Source organism: Pseudomonas sp. PNPG3 (genome assembly GCF_023093815.1).
GTDB classification, from domain to species: Bacteria; Pseudomonadota; Gammaproteobacteria; order Pseudomonadales; family Pseudomonadaceae; genus Aquipseudomonas; species Aquipseudomonas asiatica.
In genome coordinates this window covers 34,452-48,406 of sequence record NZ_JALLKV010000047.1, presented here as the reverse complement: position 1 = coordinate 48,406, position 13,955 = coordinate 34,452, and the positions used below count along the sequence as shown (strand labels likewise).

Sequence of the window (13,955 nt, the reverse complement as noted above, 5' to 3'; positions counted from 1 at the left end):
AATACGTCACTAAAGGCGCGAAACTGGCTTGCTGAAAACCATAGAATCTCCCACACGTGCCCTCAGCAACCTTGAAGGTTCAGGCCTGCCGACTGGCCGTCTTGCGGCAATGCACCAGCGCATCGCGGATCATGAAGTTGACCAGCGTCGGCGACACTCCCAGCTCCTTGGCAATGTCCTTCTGCGGCACGCCATGCAGGCGGTACATCTCGAAGGCATAGCGGGTGCGCTGGGGCAGTTCGTTCAGCGCCTCGGCAATGTCATCCAGCGCGGCAAGGTTGATGTGGGTGGCTTCGGGGGAGGCGTTTTGCACGACCACGTTCAGGCCTTCCTCCTCGCTGCCGGAGTATTTCAGCTCCATGGCCTGCTTGCGGTAGTGGTCGATGGCCAGGTTGCGCACGATCTGGAACAGGTAGCTCAGCTGCGCCTTGAACGACGATGTGATCTGCGGGGCCGCGCTGAGCCGGAAAAAGGCGTCCTGCACCACATCTTCGGCGCGCGATCGGCAGCCGGTGATGCGGGCAGCGATCTTGACCAGAATGCTGCGGTTGTCGACGAAGGCCTGCAGTAATGGTGAATCGCACTTACTTGTGGATAGTTGTTCCGCCATGGAAATCACCTTGTCACAGAGGGGAAAGGACGCACCCAAATTTGGGAAGCTTCCTACGACGGGCGACAAGCTATTCAGAATGATAATGATTGTCAAATGCGAAATGTAATTGGTTTCATGTGATTTCAGTTCTAAAGCGCAGAGATGGCTGGGTGCATGTCAGGCGCAACATTTCTCAAGGCAAACACCTGGCAACCCTCACGTGCCCCCAAAGCCTCACCACCGCTAATTTCTCCCCCCGCCCATCCGTCCCCTGTGTACACCTCAGGCCGCCACATGCCGCTGCGCCCACGTTCGCGCAGCAGCCGGCCCGACCCAACCAGACACTGGCAGGAACACCCCATGACGGACGCCTTCGAACTCCCGCTCTCGCTGGTCCAGGCCCTGGCGCAGCGCGCCGTGCAGACCCCGGACAAAGTCGCCTTGCGCTTTCTGGCCGACGCTCCCGGCGAGCAGGCCGTGCTCAGCTACCGGGACCTCGACCAGCGCGCACGCACCATCGCTGCTGCCTTGCAAAGCCGGGCCGGTTTCGGCGACCGCGCAGTGCTGTTGTTCCCCAGCGGGCCAGACTATGTGGCGGCATTCTTCGGCTGCCTGTATGCCGGTGTGATTGCGGTGCCGGCCTACCCGCCGGAGTCCGCGCGCCAGCACCACCAGCAGCGCTTACTGTCGATCATCGACGACGCCGAGCCGCGCCTGCTGCTGACTGTCGCGGCCCTGCACGACAGCCTGCAGGGCCTGGAAGCCCTGACAGCGGCCAACGCCCCCGAACTGCTGGCGGTGGATGGCCTGGACCCGGCACTGGCTGCAAACTGGCGCGAACCCGCGCTCAAGGGTGATGACATCGCCTTCCTGCAATACACCTCCGGCTCCACAGCACTGCCCAAGGGCGTGCAGGTCAGCCATGGCAACCTGGTGGCCAACGAACAACTGATCCGCCAAGGCTTTGGCATCGACCTCAACCCCGACGACGTGATCGTCAGCTGGCTGCCGCTGTACCACGACATGGGCCTGATCGGCGGCCTGCTGCAGCCGATCTTCAGCGGCGTGCCCTGTGTGCTGATGTCGCCGGGCTACTTCCTGGCCCGGCCGCTGCGCTGGTTGCAGGCCATCAGCGAGTACGGCGGCACCATCAGCGGCGGCCCCGACTTCGCCTACCGGTTGTGCAGCGAGCGGGTCAGCGAGGCCTCCCTGGCCGGGCTCGACCTCAGCCGCTGGCGGGTGGCCTATTCTGGCTCCGAGCCGATCCGCCAGGACAGCCTGGCGGCCTTTGCCGACAAGTTCCAGGCCTGCGGCTTCGACCCGCAGAGCTTCTTCGCCAGCTACGGCCTGGCCGAGGCGACCCTGTTCGTCAGCGGCAGCCGCCGTGGCCAGGGCATCGCCGCGCTGGAGCTGGACGCCGAAGCCTTCGCCGCCAACCGTGCGGAGCCAGGCAAGGGCAGTGTGCTGATGAGCTGTGGCTACCCGCAGCCCGGGCATGCCGTGCGCATTGTCGAACCACAACGCCTGCAAGTACTAGGCGACAACCAGGTGGGCGAGATCTGGGCCGCCGGCCCGAGCATCGCCCTGGGCTACTGGCGCAACCCCGAGGCCAGCGCCCGCACCTTCGTCGAGATGGGCGGCCAGACCTGGCTGCGTACCGGCGACCTGGGCTTCATGCGCGAAGGGGAAGTGTTCGTCACCGGTCGCCTGAAGGACATGCTGATCGTGCGCGGGCAGAACCTGTACCCGCAGGACCTGGAAAAGACCCTCGAGCGCGAAGTGGAGGTGCTGCGCAAAGGCCGGGTGGCAGTGTTCGCCGTCGAGCAGCAAGGCGAGGAGGGTATTGGCGTGGCGGTGGAAATCAGCCGCAACGTGCAGAAGGCGATCAAGCCCCAGGAGCTGATCAAGACCCTGCGCCAGGTGGTTGCCGACGCCTGCCGCCAGGCCCCGGCCGTGGTCCTGCTGCTGAACCCGGGGGCGCTACCCAAGACCTCCAGCGGCAAGCTGCAGCGTTCGGCCTGCCGCCTGCGCATGGACGATGGCAGCCTGGACTGCTATGCCCGCTTCCCTGAGGTGGGCGAGCCCGTTGCTTCAGTGGGCGAAGGCGATGAACTGCAGGCACGCATCGCCGGTGTGTGGCGCGACATCCTCAAGGTCGAGGCGGTGGCGGCGGACGACCACTTCCTGCTGCTGGGCGGCAACTCCATCGCCGCCACCCACGCCACCGCACGCCTGGCCGATGAACTGGGCATCGAGCTGGGCCTGCGCACCCTGTTCGAAGCGCCGATACTGGCTGACTACGCCAAGGCCGTGGCCGCGATCATCGCCGAAGGCGGTGACCGGGTCGGTGCCATCGCTACACTGGAACGCACCCAGGCGCTGCCCCAGTCGCTGGCGCAAAACCGCCTGTGGTTGCTGTGGCAGTTGGACCCGCAGTCGGCGGCCTACAACATTCCGGCCGGCCTGCAGTTGCGCGGTGAGCTGGACGAAAACGCCCTGGAAACAGCCTTCCAGGCGCTGGTGGCGCGCCATGAATCGCTGCGCACCCTGTTTGCCGAAGAGAACGGCCAGGCCCTGCAGCGCATCCAGGCGCAGCAGCCGTTCGACCTTCGCCGCCTGGACCTCGAAGGCCAGGCCGCCGAACAGGTCGCCGCCCAACGTGAAACCGAAGCTCGCCAGCCGTTTGACCTGACCCGGGGGCCGTTGCTGCGGGTGACCCTGGCGCGCCTGGACGATGAACACCATCAACTGTGGGTGACCCTGCACCATATCGTCGCCGACGGCTGGTCGCTGAACATCCTGCTCGACGAATTCGCCAAACTGTACGCCGCCCATTGTCAGGGCCTTGAGGCCAACCTGGCACCGCTGACCCTGGGTTATGCCGACTACGGCACCTGGCAGCGACAGTGGCTGGCCGCAGGCGAAGCCGAGCGTCAGCTGCAGTACTGGCAGGCGCGTCTGGGGGATGATCTGCCGGTGCTCGACCTGTGCACCGACCACCCGCGCACCAGCCAGCGCGGCCACCGCGCCGCCCGCTTCAACCTCAAGGTACCGGCCAGGCTCACCGAAGCGCTCAAGGGCCTGGCCCGCGAACAGCAGGCCAGCCTGTTCATGGTACTGCTGGCCGGCTGGCAGGCGCTGTTGCACCGCTACAGTGGCCAGGCCGATATTCGTGTCGGCGTGCCCAACGCCAACCGCCCGCGCCTGGAAACCCAAGGCATGGTCGGCTTCTTCATCAACACCCAGGTGCTGCGTGCGCAGCTCGACGGCCGCCTGCCGTTCGAACAGTTGCTGGCCCAGGTGCGCCAGACCACCCTGGATGCCCAGGCCAACCAGGACCTGCCGTTCGAGCAACTGCTCGAAGCCCTGCCCGAGGCTCGCGAGCAAGGCCTGTTCCAGGTCATGTTCAACCACCAGCAACGTGACCTGTCTGCGCTGCGCCGCCTGCCGGGCCTGCTGGCTGAAGAGCTGCCGTGGCACAGTCGCGAAGCCAAGTTCGACTTGCAGCTGCACAGTGAAGAAGACCATCAGGGCCGCCTGAGCCTGGCCTTCGACTATGCCGCCGAATTGTTCGATGCCAGTACCGTCAAGCGTCTGGCCCAGCACCTGTTGGCCCTGCTCGAGCAGGTGTGTGCCGGGCCGCAGCGGGCGCTGGGCGAGGTGCAACTGCTCGACGAGCCTGGCCGCGCGCAACTGCTGAGCTGGGGCGAGGCACCCGCTGCGGCGCCGCAGCGCCTGCTGGTCGAGCAGCTCAATGAACAGGCACGCCTGACCCCTCAGCGCACCGCCCTGATGTGGGACGGTGGCAGCCTGGATTACGCCGAGTTGCACCAGCAAGCCAACCGTCTGGCCCACTACCTGCGTGACAAAGGCGTGGGCCCAGACACTTGCGTGGCCATCGCCATCGAGCGTTCGCCGCAGCTGCTGGTGGGCCTGCTGGCCATTCTCAAGGCCGGTGGTGCCTATGTGCCGCTGGACGTCGATTACCCGGCCGAGCGCCTGGCCTACATGCTCGCCGACTGCAACGCTGGCCTGTTGCTGAGCCACAGCAGCCTGCTGGGCAAGCTGCCACAGGTTGATGGCGTCAGCGCCATCGCACTCGACCAGCTGCACCTGGACAGCTGGCCAAGCCATGCCCCCGGGTTGCATCTGCATGGCGACAACCTGGCCTATGTGATCTACACCTCCGGCTCTACCGGCCAGCCCAAGGGCGTGGGCAATACCCACGCGGCACTGGCCGAGCGCCTGCAATGGATGCAGGCCAGCTATGTGCTGGACGACAGCGACGTGCTGATGCAGAAGGCGCCGATCAGCTTCGACGTTTCGGTGTGGGAATGCTTCTGGCCACTGGTGACCGGTTGCAAGCTGGTGCTCGCCGGCCCTGGCGAGCACCGCGACCCGCAGCGCATCGCCGCGTTGGTGCAGGCCCATGGCGTGACCACGCTGCACTTCGTGCCGCCGCTGTTGCAGGTGTTCGTCCAGGAGCCGCAGGCGGGTGCCTGCGGCAGCCTGCGCCGGCTGTTCTCCGGTGGCGAAGCGCTGTCCGCGGCACTGCGTGACCGCGTGCTGCAGGTGCTGCCACAGGTGCAGTTGCACAACCGCTATGGCCCGACCGAAACCGCCATCAACGTCACCCACTGGCACTGCCAGGCCACCGATGGCGAACGCTCGCCGATCGGCCGCCCGCTGGGCAATGTGCTGTGCCGTGTGCTGGATGACGAGCTGGAACTGACCGCCCCCGGTGTGCCGGGCGAGCTGTACCTCGGCGGTGCAGGCCTGGCCCGTGGCTACCTGGGCCGCCCGGGCCTCACCGCCGAGCGCTTCGTGCCCCAGGCTGACGGCAATGGCGAGCGCCTGTACCGCAGTGGCGACCGCGCCCGCTGGCAGGTGCAGACCGAGGCGCTGGAATACCTTGGCCGCCTAGACCAGCAGGTCAAGGTGCGTGGCTTCCGTGTCGAACCCGAGGAAGTCCAGGCCTGCCTGCTGGCGCAGCCGGGGGTCGAACAGGCGCTGGTGCTGATTCACAAGGATGCCGTAGGTGCGCAACTGGTCGGCTACTACAGTGGCAGCGCTCAGCCTGATGCATTGCTGACGGTGCTGGCTGAACAACTACCGGCCTACATGGTGCCGGCACAACTCATCCCGCTGGCGCAGATGCCACTGGGCCCCAGCGGCAAGGTCGACCGCAAGGCATTGCCCGCCCCGGTGTGGCAGCAGCGGCAACACGTCGAGCCGCAAACCGAGTTGCAGCAGCAGGTCGCCGCCATCTGGCGCGAAGTGCTGAACCTGCCGCGCATCGGCTTGCAGGATGACTTCTTCGCCCTCGGCGGCCATTCGCTGCTGGCCACTCAAATTGTCTCGCGCACGCGTCAGGCTTGCGATGTCGAGCTGCCGCTCAAGGCCCTGTTCGACGCCAGCGAGCTGGGCGCCTTCTGTGCCGAGATCACGCGTATTCGTGCTGCCGGTGAGCGCAACCTGCAAGGCGTAATCACCCGCGTCGACCGCCGCCAGGCGGTGCCGCTGTCGTACTCGCAGCAGCGCATGTGGTTCCTCTGGCAAATGGAGCCGGGCAGCCCGGCGTACAACGTCGGCGGCATGGCGCGCTTGCGCGGCACCCTGCATGTGGATGCCTTCGAGCGTGCGCTGCAGGCGCTGGTGGTGCGCCACGAAACCCTGCGCACCACCTTCCCCAGCATCGATGGCGTGCCGTATCAGTGCGTGGCCGAAGACAGCAGCCTGCACCTCGACTGGCAAGACTTCAGCGCCTTGCCCGCAGATGCCCGCCAACAACGCCTGCAGCAACTGGCCGACGACCAGGCGCACCAGCCGTTCGACCTGGAGCGCGGCCCGCTGCTGCGTGCCTGCCTGGTCAAAGCCGAAGAGCGCGAGCATTTCTTCGTGCTGACCCTGCACCATATCGTCACCGAGGGCTGGGCCATGGACATCTTCGCCCGCGAACTGGGCGAGCTGTACGAGGCCTTCGTCGATGACCGCGAATCGCCGCTGGCGCCGCTGCCGGTGCAGTACCTGGACTACAGCGTGTGGCAACGGCAATGGCTGGAAAGCGGCGAGGGCGCCCGCCAGCTGGCCTACTGGCAGGCCCGCCTGGGCGATGAGCACCCGGTGCTGGCGTTGCCTGCCGACCGCCCGCGCCCGGCAGTGCAGAGCCACCGTGGCGAGCTGTACCGCTTTGAGCTCGACCCGGCGCTGGTTGCCCGCGTGCATGCCTTCAACAGCCAGCGCGGCCTGACCCTGTTCATGACCATGACTGCCACCCTGGCCGCCTTGCTGCACCGCTACAGCGGCCAGCGTGACCTGCGCATTGGCGCGCCGGTGGCCAACCGCATCCGCCCGGAAAGCGAAGGGCTGATTGGCGCGTTCCTCAACACCCAGGTGCTGCGTTGCGAGCTGGACGGCCAGATGAGCGCCGCACAGTTGCTGGAGCAGGTACGCCAGGTTGCCATCGAAGGCCAGTCGCACCAGGACCTGCCGTTCGACCAGCTGGTGGAAGCCCTGCAGCCACCGCGCAGCAGCGCCTACAACCCGCTGTTCCAGGTGATGTGCAACGTTCAGCGCTGGGCCTTCCAGCAAAGCCGCCAGCTTGCCGGCATGCAGGTGGATTACCTGGTCAACGACGCCAGCGCCACCAAGTTCGACCTGTACCTGGAGGTGACCGACCTCGACGGCCGCCTGGGTTGCTGCCTGACCTATAGCCGTGATCTGTTCGACGAACCACGCATCGCACGCATGGCCGAGCACTGGCAGCAATTGCTGGTGGGCCTGCTCGACAACCCGCAACAGCGCCTGTGCGAGCTGCCGATGCTGAGCAGCGCCGAGCAGCAGGTGCTGGCGGGCCAGTTGCAGGGCGAGCAGGATCTCGCACTCGACCAGACCGTGCACGGCCTGTTCGCCGCCCAGGCTGCGCGCACGCCACACGCTGGCGCGTTGACGTTTGCCGGCCGGCACATGACCTATGCCGAACTCGACCAGCAGGCCAACCGCCTGGCCCGCGCCCTGCGCGAGCGTGGCGTCGGCCCGCAGGTGCGTGTGGGCCTGGCGCTGGAGCGTTCGCTGGAAATGGTCGTCGGCCTGCTGGCCATCCTCAAGGCCGGTGGCGCCTACGTGCCGCTCGACCCCGAATACCCGCTCGACCGCCTGCGCTACATGATCGAGGACAGCCGCATTGGCGTGCTGCTCAGCCAGCGCGCGTTGCTGCAAACCCTGGGCGAGCTGCCCGACGGTGTGGCGCGCTGGAGCCTGGAGGACGACAGCGCGAGCCTGTCGGCCTACAGTGATGCGCCGCTGGACAACCTCAACCTGCCGCAGCACCAGGCCTACCTGATCTACACCTCCGGTTCCACCGGCAAGCCCAAGGGCGTGGTAGTCAGCCACGGCGAGTTCGCCATGCATTGCCAGGCGGTGATCGAGGCGTTCGGCATGCGCAGCGATGACTGCGAGCTGCACTTCTATTCGATCAATTTCGACGCCGCCAGCGAACGCCTGTGGGTGCCGCTGCTGTGTGGCGCCCGCGTGGTGCTGCGCGCCCAGGGGCAGTGGGGTGCCGAAGACATCTGCCAGCTGGTGCGCGAGGAGCAGGTGAGCATCCTCGGCTTCACGCCAAGCTACGGCAGCCAGTTGGCGCAGTACCTGGCCGGGCAGGGCGAGCAGTTGCCAGTGCGCCTGGTCATTACCGGTGGTGAGGCGCTGACCGGCGAACACTTGCAGCGCATCCGCCAAGCCTTTGCGCCGCAGCAGTTCTTCAACGCCTACGGGCCGACCGAAACCGTGGTCATGCCGCTGGCCTGCCTGGCACCACAGACACTGCCGGCGGAGCTGGGCAGCGTACCGATCGGCCGCGTCATCGGTAGCCGCACGGCCTACATCCTCGACGAAGACCTTGCCCTGTTGCCGCAAGGCGGTATTGGCGAGCTGTATGTCGGCGGTGCCGGCCTGGCCCAGGGTTACCACGACCGCCCGGGCCTAAGCGCCGAGCGCTTCGTCGCCGACCCGTTCGGCAGCGAAGGCGGGCGCCTGTATCGCACCGGTGACCTGGTGCGCCTGGGCAGCGATGGCCTGGTCGAGTACGTCGGCCGCGCCGACCAGCAGGTGAAGATTCGCGGTTTCCGTATCGAGCTGGGCGAAATCGAAAGCCGCCTGCAGGCGCATGCCGATGTCGACGAAGCTGTGGTGCTGGCCCTCGACCTGCCGGGCGGCAAGCAACTGGTAGGTTACCTGGTGTGCAGGCAGGCCGCTGCCGACAGCGAGGCCCAGGGCCTGCTGCGCGACGCGGTGAAAGCCGATGCCCGCAAGCACTTGCCGGACTACATGGTGCCGGCGCACCTGGTGCTGCTCGACAGCCTGCCGCTGATGGGCAACGGCAAGCTCGACCGCCGTGCGCTGCCGCTGCCGGACCTGGAACAGGCACGCCAGCAGTACCAGGCGCCTGGCAACGAGGTGGAAGCGCAACTGGCGCAGATCTGGCGCGACGTGCTCAACGTTGCCCGGGTCGGCGTGCAGGACAACTTCTTCGAACTGGGCGGCGACTCGATCCTGTCGATCCAGGTGGTCAGCCGTGCTCGTCAGGCCGGCTTGCAGTTCACCCCGCGCGACCTGTTCCAGCATCAGACCATCCAGACCCTGGCCGCCATTGTTCAGCGCAGCGAAGCCGCCAGCAGCATCGAACAGGGCCTGCGCCAGGGCCAGGCCGGCCTCACGCCGATCCAGCACTGGTTCTTCGACAGTGAAGTGCCACAGCCGCAGCACTGGAACCAGGCTGTTCTGCTGGAGGCACGCAAGCCGCTGGATGAGGGGGTACTGAAGCGAGCCTTGGCCGACCTGATGCAGCACCACGACAGCCTGCGCCTGCGCTTTGGCCAGGCCCAGGGCCGTTGGCAGGCCGAATATGCTTCGCCTGCCAGCGGGCAGTTACTGTGGACAGCCACGATCGCCGACTTCGCCGATTGCCAACCGCTGTACACCGACCTGCAACGCAGCCTCGACCTGGAACAGGGCCCACTGTTGCGCGTCTTGCTGGTAAATGACGGCCAGGGCGGCCAGCGCCTGTTGCTGGCTATCCATCACCTGGTGGTTGATGGCGTGTCGTGGCGCGTGCTGCTGGAAGACCTGCAAGCGCTATACCGCGGCCAGCCGCTGCCGGCCAAGACCCACGCCATGGGCGACTGGGCCGCACGCCTGGCCAGCTATGCCGGCAGCGATTCGCTGCGCGACGAGCTGGGCTGGTGGCAAGGCCAGTTGGGCGGCGTGCGCCGCGAACTGCCATGCGATCACCCGCAGGGCGGCAACCTGCACTGCCATGCCCGTACCCTGGCCATCGGCCTGGATGTGGAGCAGACCCGGCAGTTGCTGCAGCAGGCCCCGGCGGCCTATCACACCCAGGTCAACGACCTGCTGCTGACCGCGCTGGCGCGTGCCCTGTGCCGCTGGAGCGGCGACGAAGAAGTGCTGGTACAGCTTGAAGGCCATGGCCGTGACGGGCTGTTCGAAGACATGGACTTGACCCGCAGCGTCGGCTGGTTCACCAACGCCTACCCGCTGAGCCTGCGCCCGCTGCCAGGCGAGGACGATGCAGCGCGGGCAGGCTCGATCAAGCGCATCAAGGAGCAACTGCGCCAGGTGCCGCACAAAGGGCTGGGTTATGGCGTGTTGCGCTACTTGGCCGATACGGCAGTGCGTGAGCAGATGGCGGCCCTGCCGCAGGCACGCATCACCTTCAACTACCTGGGCCAGTTCGACCAGCAGTTCGACAGCACAGCCCTGTTCCGGCCGCTGGACGCCCCGGCCGGCCTGGCCCACGACCTCGATGCACCGCTGCCCAACTGGCTGAGTGTCGATGGCCAGGTGTATGGCGGTGCCCTGCAACTGCGCTGGACCTTCAGTGCCGAACGCTACGACGAGCGGACCATCGCCTGCCTGGCCGAGGCCTATCGTCAGGAGCTGCTGGCGCTGGTCGAGCATTGCCTGGCTGATGGCAACGGCAGTTTCACGCCATCGGACTTCCCGCTGGCGCACCTGACCCAGGCGCAGATCGACGCGCTGCCGGTACCGGCCGCGCAGATCGAGGACGTCTACCCGCTGACGCCGATGCAGGAGGGCATGCTGTTGCACACCCTGCTGGAGCCGGGCACCGGCCTTTACTACATGCAGGACCGCTACCGCATCAACAGCGCGCTCGACCCCGAACGCTTCGCCCAGGCGTGGCAGGCGGTGGTGGCACGCCACGAGGCGCTACGCGCATCGTTCAGCTGGAACACCGGCGAGGCGATGTTGCAGATCATTCACAAGCCGGGCAACACGCCGGTGGACTACCAGGACTGGCGTGGCCTCGACGACGACGCCCAGGAGCAGCGCCTGCAGGCCCTGCACAAGCAGGAACGCGAGGCTGGTTTCGCCCTGCTCAGCGAGGCGCCGTTCCACCTGCGCCTGGTGCGTGTGGCCGACGAGCGCTATTGGTTCATGATGAGCAACCACCACATCCTCATCGATGCCTGGTGCCGTTCGCTGCTGATGAACGATTTCTTCGAGATCTACCAGGCCCTCGGCGAGGGGCGCCAGGCCCGCTTGCCGGTGCCACCGCGCTACCGCGACTACATCGGCTGGCTGCAACGCCAGGGCCTGGACGACGCGCGAGCCTGGTGGCAGGCCAACCTGGCCGGCTTCGAACGTGCCACCCCCATCCCCAGCGACCGCCCGCTGCGCCACGACCATGCCGGTAGCGGCATGATCGTCGGCGACTGTTACACCCGCCTGGCGGTGAGCGACGGCGTGCGCCTGCGCGAACTGGCCCAGGCCCACCAGCTCACCGTCAACACCTTCGCCCAGGCGGCCTGGGCACTGGTGCTGGCGCGCTACAGTGGCGACCGCGACGTGGCCTTTGGCGTGACCGTGGCCGGGCGCCCGGTGAGCATGCCGCAGATGCAGCGTACCGTTGGCCTGTTCATCAACAGCGTCGCCCTGCGCGTGCAATTGCCGGTGGCGGGTGAGCGCTGCAGTGTGCGGCAGTGGTTGCAAGGCCTGTTGGAGCGCAACATGGAGCTGCGCGAGTATGAATACCTGCCGCTGGTGGCGATCCAGGAATGCAGCGAACTGCCCAAGGGCCAGCCGCTGTTCGACAGCCTGTTCGTGTTCGAGAACGCGCCGGTGGAAACTGCCGTGCTCGACCACGCCCAGCACCTGAATGCCAGCTCCGACTCGGGCCGTACCCACACCAACTTCCCACTGACAGCGGTGTGCTACCCGGGCGATGACCTTGGCCTGCACCTGTCGTTCGACCAGCGCTATTTCGACTACCCGACCGTCGAGCGCCTGCTGGCCGAGTTCAAGCGCCTGCTGCTGGCGCTGGTGCAAGGCTTTGAAGGGGAGATGAGCGCACTGCCGTTGCTGGGTGCGGAAGAGCAGCGCTTCCTGCTGGAAGACTGCAACCGCACCGCGCGCGCCTATCCGTTGGAACAGAGTTACATCGCGCAGTTCGAGGCGCAGGTGGCCGCGCATCCGCAACGTACCGTGGCCCGCTGCCTGGACGCGTCCTACGACTACGCCGGCTTGAACCTGGCGGCCAACCGTCTGGGCCATGCCTTGATCGCGGCGGGTGTGAACGTGGACCAGCCGGTGGCACTGCTGGCCGAGCGCGGGCTACCGCTGCTGGGCATGATCGTCGGCAGCTTCAAGGCCGGCGCCGGCTACCTGCCACTGGACCCGGGCCTGCCGGCGGCGCGCCTGCAAAGCATCATCGAGCTCAGCCGTACACCCGTGCTGGTGTGCAGCGCGGCCTGTGCCGGGCAGGGGCGGCACTTGCTGGACCAGCTTGCGTTGGCGGCACGGCCGCAGCTGCTGGTCTGGGAAGACATCCAGGCCTGCCCGGTGGCCAGCCACAACCCCGGCATTCACAGCGGGCCGGATAACCTCGCCTATGTGATCTACACCTCAGGCTCCACCGGCCTGCCGAAGGGGGTGATGGTCGAGCAGCGCGGCATGCTCAACAACCAGCTGAGCAAGGTGCCTTACCTGGCGCTCGGCGAGCACGACGTGATCGCCCAAACGGCCTCGCAGAGCTTCGACATTTCGGTGTGGCAGTTCCTTGCCGCGCCGCTGTTCGGCGCCAGGGTGGAGATCGTGCCGAACGCCATCGCCCATGACCCGCAGGGCCTGCTGGCGCATGTGCAAGCCACCGGCATCAGCGTGCTGGAGAGCGTGCCGTCGCTGATCCAGGGCATGCTGGCCAACGACCACCAGGCCCTCGATTGCCTGCGCTGGATGCTGCCGACCGGCGAAGCCATGCCTCCGGAGCTGGCGGCGCAGTGGCTGCAGCGCTACCCGCAGATCGGCCTGGTCAACGCCTACGGCCCGGCGGAGTGCTCCGATGACGTGGCGTTCTTCCGCGTCGATGCCGCCTCGACCCGTGGCAGCTACCTGCCGATCGGCACGCCGACCGACAACAATCGTCTGTACCTGTTCGGCGAGGACCAGGCGCTGGTGCCACTGGGTGCGACAGGTGAGCTGTGCGTGGCTGGCACCGGCGTGGGCCGTGGCTATGTCGGCGACCCGGTGCGCACGGCGCTGGCGTTCATTCCCCATCCTCATGGTGCACCGGGCGAACGCCTGTACCGCACCGGCGACCTGGCGTGGCAGCGCCCGGACGGGGTGCTGGAGTATGTCGGGCGCATCGACCATCAGGTGAAGATTCGCGGCTACCGCATCGAACTGGGCGAAATCGAAGCCCGCCTGCACGAACAGCCGGAGATCCGCGACGCTGCCGTTGGCGTGCAGGAGGGCGTCAATGGCAAGCACCTGGTGGGTTACCTGGTGGCGCATCAGGGCGTTGCAGCCGACGCTGCGTTGCTGGAACAGCTCAAGCTGCGCCTGCGTGCCGAGTTGCCGGAGTACATGGTGCCACTGCACTGGGGCTGGTTCGACAGCCTGCCGCACAACGCCAACGGCAAGCTCGACCGCAAGGCCTTGCCGGCCATCGACATCGGTGGCCAGCACAGCCAGGCCTACCAGGCGCCGCGCAATGAGCTGGAAGAGGTACTGGCCGGTATCTGGGCGGATGTGCTCAAGGCCGAGCGGGTCGGGGTGCACGACAACTTCTTCGAGCTGGGCGGGCATTCGCTGCTGGCCACCCAGATCGCCTCGCGGGTGCAGAAGCAGCTGCAACTGAACGTGCCGCTGCGGGCGATGTTCGAGTGCAGCACGGTGGAGGAGCTGGCGGTGTATGTACAGGGGCTGCAGGGCAGTGTGCTGGATGACGACAAGGTCGACCGGCTCAGTGACCTGATGGCCGAACTGGAGGGGTTGTGACCTGAGCAGGTGCACAAGAGTTGAAATTGCTGGGGCCGCTATGCGGCCC

The 13,955-nt window shown here is 66.8% G+C and carries 2 protein-coding genes; one reads left to right on the top strand and one right to left on the bottom strand.

Translation table 11 applies throughout. The features are described from left to right. Positions 1-79: 79 nt before the first annotated feature. Positions 80-610: an RNA polymerase factor sigma-70 gene (locus MJ643_RS23645; protein WP_015271130.1), complete on the bottom strand. Its 531-nt coding sequence runs from the start codon at positions 608-610 to the stop codon at positions 80-82. Between the two features lie 342 nt (positions 611-952). Here MJ643_RS23645 and MJ643_RS23640 point away from each other — a divergent pair, with 342 nt between their 5' ends. Beyond that, positions 953-13,906 carry a non-ribosomal peptide synthetase gene (locus MJ643_RS23640; RefSeq protein ID WP_208209703.1) on the top strand — a complete coding sequence of 4,318 codons (12,954 nt, stop codon included), beginning with the start codon at positions 953-955 and terminating at the stop codon, positions 13,904-13,906. Positions 13,907-13,955 lie beyond the last annotated feature (49 nt).

What these genes read in the sequence shown, in the direction of transcription:
- MJ643_RS23645 (WP_015271130.1), bottom strand. Translation starts at nt 610, where the DNA reads ATGGCGGAACAACTATCCACAAGTAAGTGCGATTCACCATTACTGCAG.
- MJ643_RS23640 (WP_208209703.1), top strand. Translation starts at nt 953, where the DNA reads ATGACGGACGCCTTCGAACTCCCGCTCTCGCTGGTCCAGGCCCTGGCG.